The following is a 16,339-nucleotide window of genomic DNA, read 5'->3' on the forward strand; positions in this document are numbered from 1 at the left end:
AAATTTAATGTGTACTATAAACAATTTCATTATAAACGCTAAAATAATTAGGAAATGTCTTATTAACACAAGAAGGGTCTATGATCTTAACATTTGTATTACCAAAAGTAGCCAATGAGAAACACATAGCCATACGATGGTCATCCCACGTATCAATACTAACCTCTTCTGGCCATTTAGATATATCTATAGGATCTATAGATATCCAATCTTCACCAGATTCCACTTTAACACCGAACTTACTTAGTTCTGTATGCATAGCATGAATACGATCTGTCTCTTTTACTCTCCAACTACCTATATTCCTCAAATAACATTTACCATCGGCATACAAAGCTAATACAGCCGCAGTCATAGCAGCATCTGGAATCATGTTGAAATCGATATCAAATGATTTTAACTTTTCCCCAGAAGAGACATTAATACCAGATGATTCTATATAGCTATCATGGAATTTAATATCAGCCCCCATATCTACTAATACCTTAGAAAAATCTATGTCACCTTGTATGCTATTACACCCAACCCCATTAACTCGAACAGGTCCTCCTCCTATAGCACCAAGAGCAAGAAAATATGAAGCAGATGATGCATCTCCTTCCACAAGAATCTTGCCGGGGCTTTTGTATCTAGATAATTTATCTACAACAAACCTATTAGAATCATTATTGCTAACATTAACACCGAATCTACGCATAAGGCTCAAAGTTATATCTATATAAGGCTTAGATATTAATTGGCCTATAATATCTATAATCAATGGACTATTAATCTTATTAACTAAAATAGGAGAAGCAATTAATAAAGCAGTTAAAAATTGACTAGAAATAGAGCCATTAATATGTACATGATTTAGACCATTATGAATAAATGGATCTATTTCTAAAGGAGGATAACCTTTTTTACCAAGATATTTTATATTGCATCCTAAACTAGTAAGAGCATCTATCAAGTCAGCTATAGGACGTTCATGCATTCTAGGTATACCAGAAAGAATATAATGCCCACTCATAAAGGATAAGGCTGCAACTATGGGGCGAAAAGCAGTACCAGCATTCCCTAGAAATAGATTATCACATTTATCATTGAAATGATCTACACCAGTAACCTCTATGCAATCTTGAGATTTGCTTGATATTTTGATACCTAGTTTCCTCAAAGAGTCTATCATAACTCTTGTGTCATCAGAGTCTAACAACCCTTTAATTTCTGTAACACAATTAGGAGAAAGCGCAGATATCAATAATACGCGATTTGAAATGCTTTTTGATCCAGGTAGAATTACATCACCTTTAGCGCTACAGCATCTATTTAAATGCAAACAAGGCTTCAAATTTTTACTCATGAAAATTATCCTTACTCCAACTACGACGAGCTCCCGCTGCTTTTTCTAATATAAATCTTAGAGAAGTCCTATCATCATAATCGATAGCTTTCTCAGCCTGATTTATAATATTGCGCACCTCAAATAATTCTTCTTTAATAAATTTCTTATTCGAGAAAAAAATATCTAGCCACATTTCAACTGAACCAGCAGAAATACGGGTAAAATCTCTAAAACCACTACCTGCTAATTTTAGACGCAAATCTGAATCCTCAGAACTAGCCACTTGTGCCATGTACATCACAGACAGAAAATGAGGAATATGACTAATTGATGCTAGCAAATGATCATGATTCTTTGCACTCATAAAAATAACATTCGAGCCGCATAATTTCCAAGCATGAGAGATTAACTCAATGTCTTTATTAGAATTATTATCCAAAGGGGTAAGAATGGTATTCTGACCTCTAAACAAATTATCTGAGGCCGCATCAGGACCACTTTTCTCCAATCCAGCAATAGGATGACCTGGAATAAACTGACTAACCTTCTCTCCTAAAATAGAAGTAGCTATGTTTATAACTTCTAATTTAGTACTGCCAACATCAGTTATTATAGTATTATCACCTAAAAAAGGTTTGATGGATTTTAGTAAATCAGACAAAAAACCAACAGGGGTAGATAATAAAATTAAATCTGATTTTTTTGTGGCCTCATCTATAGTCATAAAGTCATCAATTATTCCTAAATCGCACGCTCTCATTAATGAATTTTTATTTCGACCAACACCTATAATATTCTTTACAAAGCCAGCTTTTCTAACAGCTAAAGCAAAAGAACCACCTATAAGGCCAACTCCAACTATAGTCACAGTAGATAAAGAATCTAAGCGACGTAATAGCTTGCTACAATTATTAGGCTCTCTCATGACTATCTAATAATCTCTCTCAGGGATTTAATGAAGAAATCATTCTCGCTAGGCAATCCAATTGTTACTCGCAACCATTCTGATAAATTATATGAATCTACTGGACGAACAATCACACCAAGTTTCAATAATTTATAATTAATAGATTTAGCATCACCTACACGTACAAGAATAAAATTTCCATAACTTGTAACATATTCTAAATCTAAATTTTCAAATGCCTTGTATAGTTTTTTCTTTTCTATATTATTCAATAAACGACTTTTCTCAAGGAACTCATCATCCTCTAATGCTGTAATGGCAGCAATCTGAGCTAATGAATTAACATTAAATGGCTGTCTTATTCTATTTAAAAAACCAATAATATCTTTATCTGCTATAGCAAATCCAACTCTGAGACCTGCAAGACCATAAGCTTTAGAAAAAGTGCGGCATATTATTAAGTTTGGATAAAGATCTATCAATTCAAAGCTATTAAAACAAAGATTATCATCAATATACTCACTGTATGCTTCATCTAAAATAACTAAAACACTTTTACCATATTTTTTCCAAACATTATCCAAGAAGTTTATAATTATCTCACTATTAACAAATGTTCCTGTCGGGTTATTAGGATTAGCAATAAAAATTAATCTAGTATCAGGCTCTATAGAATAAAACATGGCTTCTAGATTGTTACCATAATTCAATGATGGAACAACGATATGTCTAGCACCCCTAGCTTGCGTAGCTAGCTTATATACAGCAAAAGAATATTCCGAATAAATAGCAGACGATGATCTATCTAAAAATGTCATGGATATCATCTCTAATATATCATTGGATCCATTACCTAAAATAAGACATTCCATAGGAACATTATATTTCTCTGATAAGCTAACCTTCAAATTAAAAGCATTTGCATCAGGATAGCGAGAAACTACACTAACATATTTTTCGATAGCCTTTTTCACTTTTTCAGACATGCCTAAAGGGTTCTCATTTGAGGCTAGCTTTATGATATCTTTGACATTTATATTAAATTCACGCGCTAACTCTTCTATGGGTTTACCAGCTTGATACGGCAATATCTTCTTGATGTAATTAGGTATGTATAATGATTTATTACTATCCATGTTAATACTCACTGTGCAGGATAAGATCCCAGTAATTTAAAAAATGCAACACTTGACTTTAACTTTTCTAGGGCCTTAAATACATTAGGCTCATCTTTATGGCCCAATACATCTATATAAAAATAATACTCCCACTGACCTGTACGAGCAGGTCTTGACTCAAAACGAGTCATAGAAACACAATTAGAAGCAAATGGTTCTATCATCTCATAAACAGCACATGCTCTATTCGGCACTGAAAGAATAAGACTAGTCTTGTCCCTAGAGCTTGGTAACGGTTCAATATTACCTAATGATACGAAACGAGTACGGTTATTAGCATCATCTTGTATTCTAGAAGAAACTATAGATAACCCCCATGCTTTAGATGCAGCTTCGCCTGCTATAGCTGCAATTTTATGATCTTTGGATGCTATGCTGGCAGCTTCAGAATTGCTGGAGGCTGCCACCCTAAGCAATCCAGGATGGTTTTTATTTAACCACATCTGACACTGTGCTAATGCTTGAGGATGAGCCATAATTCTTTCAATGCCATCCATATTGCCATTTTTAGTTAATAAAAAATGATTTATGATAAGAGATCGCTCTCCCATGATTTTTAAATTTGTATTGAGCAATAAATCCAAACTTCTATTTACAGCTCCCTCAATAGAATTTTCTATAGGAATCATACCAGCATCAGAACTTCCTGTTTCAATGGCATGCACAACATCATCAAATGATGAACAAGGTAAAACATCTATAGTATGCCCAAAATGCTCGAAAACAGCTTGCTCAGAAAATGATCCTTTAGGACCGAGGTAGGATACAGTCATTTGTTTTTCTAAATTGCGGCATGCTGACATAATCTCAACCCATACAGGCTCTATAGATTTATTTGGGAACGGACCCTTATTATTTTTTTTCAGCTTATCTATTACCTGAGACTCTCTCTCCGGTCTCAAAACAGGACTCTCAATATGCGCGCAGTGCTTAATTTTACCTATTTCCACTACAACATTAGATCTTTTATTAAGTAAATCTAATATCTGCTCATCTAGCTCATCTATCTTGTCTCTTAACGGAACCAGTCTCGACAATAATAAATTATCCATAATAACGCTCGAAATCTCTCATATAATTAATTAAAGCATTTATACCATCAATAGGCATAGCATTATACATGGATGCACGTAAACCACCCATGCTTCTATGTCCTTTTATATTTATAATTCCACTACTTTCAGCTTTTTCTACAAAAATATCAGTAAGAAAATCATTTTTTAAAAAAAATGGTATATTAACCCTAGAACGCACACTTGAATGTATTGTATTAGTATAAAAAGATGTTGAATCTATAAAATCATAGAACATTCGTGATTTTTCCAAATTATTAGACTCCATTCTTTTTATTCCACCATTACTTTTCAACCATTTAAATACTAATCCAGAAACATAAATGGCAAATACAGGTGGTGTATTATATCGAGATTCTGAATTAACTACATTCTTATAGTCAAATACTGAAGGACATATATTTAATGACATACCGATTAGATCTTTCCTTACTATGAAAATAGTAACACCCGATATGCCTGCATTTTTCTGAGCACATGAAAACACCACGCCTGTACAGTTTATATCTAGTTCTCTTGTTAAAAAATTTGAAGATACATCAGCAACTAAAACCGCATTACCATCTATAGAATTTACAAGACCATTCCAATCTACGAACTCCACTCCATTTATAGTTTCATTACTGCAAAATTGTAAATATGAAGAACAAGCTCTAGTTTTTATAGATTCAATTTTTGGAAACCATGTATAAGGATTACAGTCCTGATAATCTATTTTCATAGCATAGTTGCTACTAGCAACTATCGAGGCATCACCGTACTTACATGCCTCAATATATGATTTTGATGACCAATATCCTGAAACAATAAAATCAGCCATATTAATGCCATTTCTACCAATTATATTCATCGGAATAATTGCATTAGCCCCTTGACCTCCACCTTGCATAAATAATATACAATAGTCAGAAGATAACCCTAACAATTCACGTAAATCACTTTCTGCTTCATTATATATGATTTCAAAATACTTGCTACGATGACTAATATCAAATACAGATACTCCGGTAGAGTTCCAATCTAATATATCAAAAGACATTTGATGTATTACATCATATGGCAACATTGAAGGACCAGAAGAAAAATTCCACAAACGCGAAATACCCCCTTGACGATTTACTATATAGATATAACTATAAACCTAGTTTACTGTAGGCTCATCTATAACATCAGACTCAACAACACGACGAACACCAGACAGAAGACTACCATCAACATTCATTAACCTTACACCTTGAGTTACACGACCCATTTGTCTAATTTCTGATACTCTCGTCCTTACTAATACCCCGCCATTAGTTATAAGCATAATTTCATCATCAGGTTTTACCAAAATGGCACCAACCATCTTACCATTACGAGCACTTGTTTGTATCGAAATCATACCTTTTGCTCCTCTATTATGACGGGTATATTCTTTAATAGATGTGCGCTTACCAAATCCGTTTTCTGTAGCAACAAGCACGCTCTTGTCTTCATCATTTGCCACCAAAAGAGATATTACCCTATGTTTAGAATCCATATTGATTCCACGTACACCACGTGAATTGCGACCCATAGAGCGAACGTCATTTTCATAAAAACGCACGGCCTTACCTGAATCAGAAAATAACATGACATCATGTTTGCCATCAGTTAATTCAGCGCCTATTAAATAATCACCGTCACCAAGAACTACTGCTATAATTCCACTTCTTCTAGGATTTGAAAAATCAGATAATGGAGTTTTCTTAACAATACCCTTAGCAGTTGCCATAAAAATATATAAATCGTCAGTAAATTCTCTCACTGGTAGCACTACAGTTATTTTCTCGTTCTCATCTAATGGGAACATATTTACTACTGGTTTTCCTCTTGATCCCCTTGTGCCTTGTGGAGTTTCCCATACTTTCATCCAATAAACTCTTCCAAGATCAGAGAAAAATAAAAGATAATCATGCGTATTGGCTATAAATAAGTAATCAATCCAATCATTTTCTTTAATAACAGTAGCTTGTTTTCCATGACCACCCCTTTTTTGAGACCTATACTCTGACAAAGGCTGGCTTTTTAAATAACCATTATGAGTCAGAGTAACGACCATGTCTGTTGGAGTTATTAAATCCTCAGTATTCAATTCAGCAGAATTAATCTCTATTTGAGAATTCCTAGGATCACCTTTAAGTGAAGAAAATTCTTCCTTAACTAACTCTAATTCATTACTTATAATTTTAGTAACACGATCTGGCTTTGCTAGTATATCTAACAAATCAGTAATCGTATCCATAACTTCTCTGTATTCATCTATAATTTTGCCTTGCTCAAGACCAGTTAAACGCTGCAATCTCATATTAAGAATTTCCTGAGCTTGCAACTCACTTAAATAATATAATCCATCATTACCTAGACCTGAAACAGAAGTTGCAGACTCTGGTCTATAAATATGTCTTAAAGACAAATCTACTCGAAGCAATATATCATTTACTAAAGTCGAAGGCCAAGGACACTGCATAAGACTCTGACGAGCAATTGAAGGAGTAGCTGCTGATTTTATTATTGAAATAAAGTTGTCTATATTCTCCAAAGCTACAGCAAAACCCTCTAATATATGTCCTCTAGCTTTCGCCTTATTAAGTCTAAAGACTGTTCTTCTTGTAACAACCTCTCTACGATGCTGTAAAAAACAAATAATAATTTGCTTTAGATTCAACAACTTTGGCTGACCATCAACTAATGCTACTAGATTCATTCCTATTGAATCCTGTAGTTGAGTGTTTTTATATAAATTATTCAGAACAATTTCTGGAGATTCTCCGCGACGCAAGTCAATCACTAGACGCATGCCATCTTTATCAGACTCATCCCGTATGTCAACAATACCTTCGATCTTTTTTGAATTAACTAATTCTGCTATTCTTTCCTGTAAGCTTTTTTTATTAACTTGATAAGGTATCTCGTCAACTACTATCCTGGATTTGTTTTCCTTGCTTTCCTCAAAATGAACCTTCGCTCTTATAACAACACGTCCTCTACCTGTTTTATAACCGTCTATTATGCCAGATATCCCATGTATTATTCCTCCTGTCGGAAAATCTGGTGCTGGTATTAAATCAATAATCTCATCTATAGAACAATCTGGATTGCTCAAACAAAACAAACACCCATTAATAACCTCTCTTAAATTATGTGGAGGAATACTAGTAGCCATTCCTACAGCAATACCAGAACTACCATTTACTAGCAGATTAGGAATTCTAGAAGGTAATATTAGCGGCTCTTGCTCACTATTATCATAATTGGGCCCAAAGTTCACTGTTTCGCTATCTATATCAGCTAATAATTCATGAGAAATTCTAGATAAACGAATCTCAGTATATCTCATAGCAGCAGCACTATCCCCATCAACAGAGCCAAAGTTTCCTTGACCATCAATAAGAACATATCTCATGGAAAAATCTTGAGCCATTCTAACAATGGCATCATATACTGATTGATCACCATGTGGATGATACTTACCTATAACATCACCGACAATACGAGCAGATTTCTTATATGGACGATTCCAGTCATTGCTAAGCTCATGCATAGCAAAAAGAACACGTCTGTGCACGGGCTTTAAACCATCACGAACATCCGGCAATGCACGCCCAACTATTACGCTCATAGCATAATCAAGGTAACTACGACGCATCTCCTCTTCTAGAGAAACAGGAAGCATTTCCACGGCAAATGAATTCATAGCTAAACCACACCTGAGAGGCAAATATATTAATGAGTAAACAAAATGTTTGAAATTCTTAACAAGGTAAAATTTTACATTCTAAAGACTAAAATGTAAAATAATTAGGAAAATTACTGAATCAAATATTAGCTCACAATATTCTTATGGCAAATATATTTTGTAACGAGAAGCAATAAAATTAACAGACAACAACCAGTGTGTCTTTCTAACACAACATAAATAATATTATTGATGCAATTTTTTATAATTGACATTAAAAACTATAAACAATTCGTTTAAATTGCTATACTCGATCAGGAATTTTATATTTATTTGTTAGTTATTGAATAAAAATTTACTTTATTATTACTGATAGTAAAAAGAGGAAAAACATGAACAAATCATCTAAGTTAGCTATGTTTATTGCCCTAGCTACCATTGCTTCCTCAGGTAGTGCTTATGCACAAAAAACAGATAACTGTTGGCATGGGTCATTTGGAAACATAATAAAAAATGGAACAAATGAGCTATGCTGGAAAAACAACATAGTAAATACACAAGACAATTTTGTGAATCTATCCATCAATAGAAACAAGACAGAAACCGTAGTCAAGAAAAGTATATTTTTTGATTTTGACAGCTCAAGCATTAAGCCAGAAAGTCGTATCCTACTGGATGAAACTATCGATTACTATAAGAGCAAAAAAAACAATATCAAAAAGATTACATCTATTGGTCATTCTGATTCTATTGGTAACGAATTATATAACCAAAAATTGTCTGAACGTAGGGCTGTTGAAGCAAAAAAATATTTAGTAGAAAATGGTATAGATTCTGAAAAATTAGAAATTCATTATTATGGATCAAAAAAACCAATTGCTTCTAATGAAACATCAGAAGGAAGATCTAAAAATCGCAGAGTAGATATTCTCATCACCTCAGAAAAAAATAGAAGCTAACCTATAATTAAGCAGTGTCTGCGCTTTGCGCAGCTGCTGTTTAAATTTTTGTGGAGGTTTAATAATTTGAAAGAAACTAATGTCTATCATTCAGAAATTGACAAATTTAACAGAATGGCTGAAGAATGGTGGGATAAAAGTGGAAACATGAAGACTCTTCATGAAATAAATATTTTACGATTAGATTGGATATTAAGATTATTAACTGATATTAAAAACAAAAGCATATTAGATATAGGTTGCGGAGGTGGAATATTATCAGAAAGTTTGGCTGCATTGGGAGCCGAAGTTACTGGAATAGATTTAGCTGATAACTTAATAAAGATAGCAAATTCTCACAGTTCAAAAAATTTTATTGATGTTAACTATAGAAACATATCTGCAGAAGAACTATCAAGAACAGAAAAAAATAGCTACGACGTTATAGTATGTATGGAAATGCTAGAGCATGTTCCAGAACCTGCTTCTATAATAAAATCTTGTTCGTCTCTAGTAAAAGATGGGGGTAGTGTTTTTTTCTCCACAATAAATAGAAACTTGAAATCTTTTATATTTAGCATTATTGGAGCAGAGTATATTTTAAAACTACTTCCTGTTGGAACACATAAATATGAATTATTTATAAAACCAAGTGAATTAGTAAATCAAGCAAGAATGTTTAATCTTGAGCTTATGGATTTGGTCGGCTTATCATATAACCCTATTAATGGAAAATTTTATTTATCTGATAATGTTAATGTAAATTACTTTATATCTTTTAGAAAAAACATATAAGAAAACATAAATACATTGATCTAAGACAACAAAAAGTAATATAATAAAAATGTTAATATTTTTATTATATTAAAACACTTTGGGGCCGATTAGGATTCGACGTTGATTAGAAAATGGATCATGGCATGTCGAGCACCAGTTAGCTCGCTAATCCACTGGAAAAAATATAAACGCCAATAATTCGCGTTTCAAGTTAGCAGCTTAAAGCTCTAACCGCTGCACTGGTTTTTTTCTTGGATCAGATGATTCTTTCGAGTCATAGCAGTGTCATATACAAGAAATATATTTGTAATATTTTCACGATATGCAAATTGAACATAAAAGTGAATCGCCTTATTAAAAGCCTGTCAATTGGCTGATAATATGGTTAAATTAAAAAAATTGAATACACATGTAGAAATGACATTAGAAGATTAACGGACGGGGGTTCAAATCCCCCCGGCTCCACCAGCCTCAATTGTAGTATTTATAGCCTCTAAAGCAATTAAGATATCTCCTGGTGGAGGTATAAAAAAACTCTGTTCTTTCCCGTCTAAGTCTGGAAATGATAAAAAACAGGCATGTAACATTTGTCTTTCCAACCCTAAAATTTTCTTGCCACCATATAATATATCGCCTACTACCGGATGACCTATACTAGATAAATGAACTCTTATTTGATGAGTTCTTCCTGTTTCCAGTTTACAAATGAGCTGTGTAACTTTATATCCATTTATTAAGCCCCTTCTTACAGCAGTACAATATGTAATAGCATTTCTACCAGCTATAGGATTTTTTACACTCATCTTTATTCTGCTTACTCGATCTCTGCCAATATCCATATTTATAGTTTTAAAATTTGGCAAATGCCCATGTACAATAGCTATATATATTCTCAAAATATTACGTGACTGCATATTTCTTATGAAATGAATTTGTGAAATTTCATTTCTAGCGATAACCATGAGTCCAGAAGTATTTTTATCTAGCCTATGCACTATACCCGCCCTAGGAACAATTGATAATTCTGGATATCTATGTAAAATAGCATTTAAGAGAGTGCCTCTCCAATTACCGGATCCTGGATGAGTTACCAAGCCATGTGATTTGTTTACTATTATCCAATCTTGTTTTTCGTCTACAATGTTTATTTTAATATCTTCTGCTTTAAATGACATTGTTTCTGGCAAAGGTTGCTCATTAACGTAGATAATATCGTGAGGATTAACAATTTGACGAACTTTTGCTGTTACCCCATTGACATAAATGTGATTATTTTTTATCCAATTTTTTAATTTTTCTCGTGAGTATTGCGGCATCAAAGAAGATAGAATCTTATCTAATCTATCTTTCTTACAATCCTTCGGGATTTTAATTTGCTTGTATAATGATTTGTTCTCAGATAACGACATATGATTTTATATAAAACTACAATGATTAAAAAACGTTTATTTTATAAATTTTTTGAAAAAATTAAATTTCTATTTTTACTATCAATAATAATACAAATACATGGATGTGCCTTATACGCACATAAAATTAATCTAGGTATTGATAATTATAATATGAAACAATTGTATGAATTATCAAAAGAAGAAATTAACAGAAAGAACTGGAAATTAGCAAAATACTACATAAATAAAATAACAGACAGTTTTAGCACAGAAATTATCTATCAAGATGCATTAATTGATCTTATATATATTAACTGGCAAGAAGGAAAATACCAAGAATCTTTGTCTCAAATTTCAAATTTTCAAAAATTATACCCAAGAAATCCAAGAATTGACCACTTGCTGTATATAAGAGGACTTATAAATTCTACTATGGATAAATCATTATTTGATCTTATAAAAAATGAAAAAACATTATTAGTAAAAGATAATAAAAAAATAATATCTGCTTTACAAGATTTCAATGAAATTATAACCAAATTCCCTGACAGCAAATATAGCGCACAATCAAGGGAAAATATAGAAGTATTAAATAATATGCTAGCAAAAAATGAACTAAATATAGCAAAGTACTATTATGACAATAAAATATTATTAGCGGCAATAAATCGTGCTAAAAAAATAACAGAACAAACAAATAACATATATTACAAAGAAGCGTCAGAAATTATTGAAAAATCATATCATATTCTAAGTAAATAGCAAATTGCTTAAATTTTTATAGAGTCTAGTAGAGCTATAAGTTTCGATAAAAATATTTTATCTTTATCAGAACCAAATTTACTATATTGATCAGAAATCTCTATAGAATGAAGCCTCAATAGAGAAATATAATCAAAATCGACGTTTTTAATATTATTAATAAGATCCAACTTAATTTTTTTTAGTAATGATATTATTTCATTAGGATTATTAAATAACGAATTAGATATAATAAGCTCAGTACCATCACTAGAAATAAGACGAAACTTAAATTTATCTTCTATATCCTTATAAATTAAAAAACGAGATTTTCTACTACTTTTATAGTTAAATAACTTTTCTTTATTATTTAAGGTAACCTTTTCTAGATTTCTAATTCCTATTAAATCCCTTATTTCCTCTATAATTGGTTTTATTATTTTACGAGCCTTGAAACAACCAAAAGTCAAAATTTTTTCTATATACTCTGGATCTTTAATAAGTTTTTTATATTTTTCTCTAATAGGTGCTAATTCATGCTCTATCTTGTCATATAGGATTTTTTTAGCCTCTCCCCAGGCTAAACCATTATTTAATTTTAATTTAAAACTCTCGGACTCATTTTCATTGGAAAATGCACGATATAATAAATAAATATGACTTTCATCTGCATTTTTAGGATCATTTAACTGACTAGAATCAGTAATTATTTTCATTATAGATGACTTTAAAGTCCTTGTTTCATCATCAAAAATTGGAATAGTATTATTATAACTTTTAGACATCTTGCGACCATCAAGACCAGGCAAAGTAGCTACATTCTTTGCAACAACCGCTTCTGGCAACACAAAAAAATTATTCTTATATGTATGATTAAACCTTTGTGCTATATCTCTAGCCATTTCCAAATGTTGAATCTGATCTTGTCCAACAGGAACTTTATTAGCCTTAAATATTAATATATCTGCAGCCATTAATATTGGATAAGAGAATAATCCCATCGTAATACCGTCATCAATATCTATTCTTTTTGTAAGATTTTGATTTGTCATAGACTTATAAGCATGAGCCCTATTCATTAATCCCTTGGATGTTATGCAAGTTAATATCCAAGAAAGCTCTAAGACTTCTGGTATATCAGATTGTCGATAAAATATAACACGATCCGTATCTAAGCCAGCAGCCAACCAAGCAGCGGCTATTTCCATCCTAGATTTCAATAACCTTATAGGATTCTGATTCTTAATTAAAGCATGGTAATCAGCAAGAAAAAAAAATGAATCGACATTAGATCCAAGACTTGCTTGTATAGCTGGTCGAATAGCTCCCGCATAATTACCTAAATGAAGAGTACCTGATGTGGTAATGCCAGTTATAACACGACTGTTCATGAAACAATTACTATAATATGAAATTAATGAGCAAATAAACGCAATATCTTTTATCTAAGAATATCATTAATAATGCATTAGTAGAATAAAATCAAACACTAATGCATTATCTATTTATATTAAAAATTCAAAGAACGCTTATCAACTGCCAAAGCTGCTTCTTTTAAAGACTCAGAAAGAGTTGGATGAGCATGACAAATTCTTGCTATATCCTCTGCAGAGCCTCTAAACTCCATAATGGTTACTGCTTCAGATATAAGCTCAGAAGCCATGGGACCTATTATATGAATACCTAAAACCTCATCAGTTTTAGCGTCAGCAATAATTTTAACAAAACCAGTAGTATCTCCTAAAGCTCTCGCTCTGCCATTAGCTAAAAATGGGAATGTTCCTACTCTAAAATCATGTCCATCTTGTTTGAGCTGCTGTTCATTTTTGCCAACCCATGCAATCTCAGGAGATGTATATATAACAGAAGGTATAGTATCAAAATTTACATGACCATGTTGTCCAGCAATTCTCTCAGAAACAGCAACACCCTCTTCCTCAGCTTTATGTGCTAGCATAGGACCTCTTACTACATCACCTATAGCCCAGACATTAGGTAAATTAGTTCTACAATCTGCATCTACGCAAATAAAACCTTTATCGTCAATCTTTAATCCTACTAAAGAAGCATTTAGTTTATCGGTATAAGGCAAGCGCCCAATAGAAACTATAAGCTTATCTACTAGCAATTCTTTATCTGTTCCTTTATTGTCTTTGTAACTAATTGATACTGAATCATTGATAATCTTGACTCTGTCTATATTTACTCCAACCTGAATATCTAATCCCTGTTTTGTAAAAATCTTCAAAGCTTCCTTAGCTATTTGACTATCAGCAGACATTAAAAAATCAGGCATAGCTTCTAATACTGTAACACTAGCTCCTAATCTACGCCATACGCTTCCCATTTCTAAGCCTATAACACCACCTCCAATAACTCCTAATTTCTTAGGAACACTATCTATTCTTAGAGCTCCGTCATTTGATAGAATCACCTTTTCATCAAAAGGAAGACCTGGAAACTCCCTAGCTGAAGATCCGGTAGCTATAATAACATGCTTAGCAATAATCTCTGTATTAGTAGAGCCATCAACTTTTATGCACCAACCGCCCTCTATTTGAGCAGAAAAAGATCCAACTCCATGAAAAAAACTAATATTATTTTTCTTAAATAAATAAATAATACCTTCATTATTTTGTTTAACAACAGTTTCTTTTCGAGAAATTAGCTTTTTAAGATTTAAAGATAAATTCTCAATATCAATACCATGATCTTTAAAGTGATTACCAGCTTGCTCAAAGTGCTCTGATGACTGTAACAAAGCTTTTGAAGGTATGCATCCAACATTTGTACAAGTACCTCCAGGAGCTGCTTTACCTAAATCATTACTCCATGCATCTACACATGCTACTGACATACCTAACTGAGAAGCCCTGATAGCTGCAATATAACCACCAGGACCGGCACCTATGACTACTATATCAAATTGTTTAGACATAATTTACATATAAAAAATAATGTTAAATATAGATATTCAATACTAACATTTGATTCGAAATAAAAACTTAACTATAGAGAATAAATAGAAATCAATCAGTCATCATCGGTTATAACGACTGATTGATTTTTTCTACAAATCCAATAAAAGACGTTGAGGATCTTCTAAAGCATCCTTAATAGCTACCAACCCTAAAACAGCTTCTCTACCATCTATTATTCTATGGTCATAAGATAAAGCTAGATAATTCATTGGACGAATAACAATTTGCCCGTTCTCAACTATAGCACGCTCTTTAGTTGCATGTATGCCTAGAATGGCAGATTGTGGAGGGTTGATTATAGGAGTAGATAGCATAGACCCAAACACTCCACCATTTGATATAGAAAAAGTTCCACCAATCATTTCTTCTATGCTAAGTTTACCATCTGCTGCTCGTTTCCCAAAATCAACAATAGATTTTTCTATATCGGCAATAGATAGCTGATCTGCATCACGAAGTATAGGAACCACAAGTCCTCTAGGACTGCCGACAGCTATACCTATATCAAAATACCCATGATATATTATATCTTTACCATCTATGGAAGCATTTATCAAAGGATATTTCTTCAATGCAGAAACGGCAGCTTTAACAAAGAAAGACATGAAGCCAAGCTTAACACCATGTTCCTTTTCAAACTTATCCTTATACTGTTTCCTAATATCTATAACAGATTGCATATTGACTTCATTGAATGTAGTCAGAATAGCATTTTCTTGTTGAGACTGAATAAGACGTTCAGCAATACGAGCGCGCAATCTACTCATAGGCACGCGTTGCTCAGAACGTCCATCTAATGACAGTGAGGACGGTGCAAATTCCTCTGTCTTTGATGATGTTTTTTTATCAGATATCAAAGCATCAGATTTTGTTATGCGACCATCCCTTCCAGTGCCATTTACAGTAGAAGGCTCTATACCTTTCTCTGACAAAATTTTTGAGGCTGATGGTGAAGCAACCCCTTTCAAATCTTTATTCTGAATCTTATCAGAATTAACAGTACTTTGAATTTGCTTACTTGGTTTTGAATCAGTGACAGATGGTTTCGCATCTGTGTCTATCTTTGCAATTAATTCGCCAGAAACAACTGTACTATTATCACCCATCACTATCTCTACCAAAATACCTGAGGAAGGAGCTGGAACTTCTAGGACAACTTTATCTGTTTCAATTTCAATTAAAATCTCACCAGATTCAACAAAAGCACCAACTGACTTTTTCCAGGACAACATAGTAGCTTCTGAGACAGACTCAGACAACTGGGGTACAACTACTTCTTGAATAGCCATAATGATAAATTCCGTAATTTAATAAATATCTATAAAA

At 32.7% G+C, this 16,339-nt stretch carries 13 protein-coding genes and 1 other RNA gene; 4 read left to right on the top strand and 10 right to left on the bottom strand.

The genetic code is table 11. The features are described 5' to 3' along the window. Positions 1-4: 4 nt before the first annotated feature. From aroA to gyrA, 6 genes are read right to left on the bottom strand one after another with little or no spacing between them, the layout of a single operon-like run. A complete protein-coding gene (gene aroA / locus CKBE_RS02940; protein ID WP_015390034.1) occupies positions 5-1,345 on the bottom strand; it encodes a 3-phosphoshikimate 1-carboxyvinyltransferase in 1,341 nt (446 codons plus the stop codon). Then, positions 1,338-2,252, bottom strand: a complete 915-nt coding sequence (locus CKBE_RS02945) for a prephenate dehydrogenase (RefSeq protein ID WP_015238102.1) — start codon at positions 2,250-2,252, stop codon at positions 1,338-1,340. The genes aroA and CKBE_RS02945 overlap by 8 nt, the downstream gene beginning before the upstream one ends. A 2-nt stretch (positions 2,253-2,254) precedes the next feature. Then, a complete protein-coding gene (gene hisC / locus CKBE_RS02950) occupies positions 2,255-3,370 on the bottom strand; it encodes a histidinol-phosphate transaminase (RefSeq protein ID WP_015238103.1) in 1,116 nt (371 codons plus the stop codon). 8 nt (positions 3,371-3,378) lie between these two features. Continuing rightward, entirely contained in the window at positions 3,379-4,464 is a 1,086-nt protein-coding gene (pheA, locus tag CKBE_RS02955; protein ID WP_015238104.1) for a prephenate dehydratase, read from the bottom strand. After that, entirely contained in the window at positions 4,457-5,587 is a 1,131-nt protein-coding gene (serC, locus tag CKBE_RS02960) for a 3-phosphoserine/phosphohydroxythreonine transaminase (protein WP_041571789.1), read from the bottom strand. Before serC ends, pheA begins: the two co-directional genes overlap by 8 nt. A gap of 39 nt (positions 5,588-5,626) precedes the next feature. Then, positions 5,627-8,203 carry a DNA gyrase subunit A gene (gene gyrA, locus CKBE_RS02965; protein ID WP_015390035.1) on the bottom strand — a complete coding sequence of 859 codons (2,577 nt, stop codon included), beginning with the start codon at positions 8,201-8,203 and terminating at the stop codon, positions 5,627-5,629. Between the two features lie 374 nt (positions 8,204-8,577). Between gyrA and CKBE_RS02970 the strand changes: the two genes are divergently transcribed. The 3 genes from CKBE_RS02970 to ssrA all read left to right on the top strand — a co-directional run bounded on the left by CKBE_RS02970 (position 8,578) and on the right by ssrA (position 10,368). After that, complete coding sequence (locus CKBE_RS02970) at positions 8,578-9,144, top strand: OmpA family protein (protein WP_015238107.1); 567 nt, start codon at positions 8,578-8,580, stop codon at positions 9,142-9,144. Positions 9,145-9,210: 66 nt separating this feature from the next. Then, positions 9,211-9,918: a bifunctional 2-polyprenyl-6-hydroxyphenol methylase/3-demethylubiquinol 3-O-methyltransferase UbiG gene (ubiG, locus tag CKBE_RS02975; protein ID WP_041571791.1), complete on the top strand. Its 708-nt coding sequence runs from the start codon at positions 9,211-9,213 to the stop codon at positions 9,916-9,918. Between the two features lie 81 nt (positions 9,919-9,999). Further along, positions 10,000-10,368: a transfer-messenger RNA gene (gene ssrA / locus CKBE_RS03930) on the top strand. Here ssrA and CKBE_RS02980 read toward each other — a convergent pair. Then, positions 10,347-11,309 (bottom strand): RluA family pseudouridine synthase, encoded by a 963-nt coding sequence (locus CKBE_RS02980; RefSeq protein WP_015238109.1) that lies wholly within the window; start codon positions 11,307-11,309, stop codon positions 10,347-10,349. The genes ssrA and CKBE_RS02980 overlap by 22 nt on opposite strands. Positions 11,310-11,330: 21 nt before the next feature. Between CKBE_RS02980 and bamD the strand changes: the two genes are divergently transcribed. Next, the gene (bamD, locus tag CKBE_RS02985; RefSeq protein ID WP_015390037.1) at positions 11,331-12,053 is read left to right on the top strand and encodes an outer membrane protein assembly factor BamD; all 723 of its coding nucleotides are present in this window, start codon (positions 11,331-11,333) and stop codon (positions 12,051-12,053) included. An 8-nt stretch (positions 12,054-12,061) separates the two neighbouring features. On the opposite strand, the gene trpS is transcribed toward bamD, so the two are convergent. The 3 genes from trpS to odhB all read right to left on the bottom strand — a co-directional run bounded on the left by trpS (position 12,062) and on the right by odhB (position 16,302). Beyond that, positions 12,062-13,423 (bottom strand): tryptophan--tRNA ligase, encoded by a 1,362-nt coding sequence (gene trpS / locus CKBE_RS02990; protein WP_015238111.1) that lies wholly within the window; start codon positions 13,421-13,423, stop codon positions 12,062-12,064. Between the two features lie 119 nt (positions 13,424-13,542). After that, positions 13,543-14,970, bottom strand: a complete 1,428-nt coding sequence (lpdA, locus tag CKBE_RS02995; RefSeq protein ID WP_015238112.1) for a dihydrolipoyl dehydrogenase — start codon at positions 14,968-14,970, stop codon at positions 13,543-13,545. A gap of 132 nt (positions 14,971-15,102) precedes the next feature. Next, positions 15,103-16,302, bottom strand: a complete 1,200-nt coding sequence (gene odhB, locus CKBE_RS03000) for a 2-oxoglutarate dehydrogenase complex dihydrolipoyllysine-residue succinyltransferase (RefSeq protein ID WP_015238113.1) — start codon at positions 16,300-16,302, stop codon at positions 15,103-15,105. Between the last annotated feature and the right edge of the window lie 37 nt (positions 16,303-16,339).

Source organism: Candidatus Kinetoplastibacterium blastocrithidii (ex Strigomonas culicis), assembly GCF_000319245.1.
GTDB lineage: Bacteria > Pseudomonadota > Gammaproteobacteria > Burkholderiales > Burkholderiaceae_B > Kinetoplastidibacterium > Kinetoplastidibacterium blastocrithidiae.

Excerpts from the sequence above, each read along its gene's own strand:
- aroA (WP_015390034.1), bottom strand. The coding sequence starts at position 1,345 with ATGAGTAAAAATTTGAAGCCTTGTTTGCATTTAAATAGATGCTGTAGC.
- CKBE_RS02945 (WP_015238102.1), bottom strand. The coding sequence starts at position 2,252 with ATGAGAGAGCCTAATAATTGTAGCAAGCTATTACGTCGCTTAGATTCT.
- hisC (WP_015238103.1), bottom strand. The coding sequence starts at position 3,370 with ATGGATAGTAATAAATCATTATACATACCTAATTACATCAAGAAGATA.
- pheA (WP_015238104.1), bottom strand. The coding sequence starts at position 4,464 with ATGGATAATTTATTATTGTCGAGACTGGTTCCGTTAAGAGACAAGATA.
- gyrA (WP_015390035.1), bottom strand. The coding sequence starts at position 8,203 with ATGAATTCATTTGCCGTGGAAATGCTTCCTGTTTCTCTAGAAGAGGAG.
- CKBE_RS02970 (WP_015238107.1), top strand. The coding sequence starts at position 8,578 with ATGAACAAATCATCTAAGTTAGCTATGTTTATTGCCCTAGCTACCATT.
- CKBE_RS02980 (WP_015238109.1), bottom strand. The coding sequence starts at position 11,309 with ATGTCGTTATCTGAGAACAAATCATTATACAAGCAAATTAAAATCCCG.
- bamD (WP_015390037.1), top strand. The coding sequence starts at position 11,331 with ATGATTAAAAAACGTTTATTTTATAAATTTTTTGAAAAAATTAAATTT.
- trpS (WP_015238111.1), bottom strand. The coding sequence starts at position 13,423 with ATGAACAGTCGTGTTATAACTGGCATTACCACATCAGGTACTCTTCAT.
- lpdA (WP_015238112.1), bottom strand. The coding sequence starts at position 14,970 with ATGTCTAAACAATTTGATATAGTAGTCATAGGTGCCGGTCCTGGTGGT.
- odhB (WP_015238113.1), bottom strand. The coding sequence starts at position 16,302 with ATGGCTATTCAAGAAGTAGTTGTACCCCAGTTGTCTGAGTCTGTCTCA.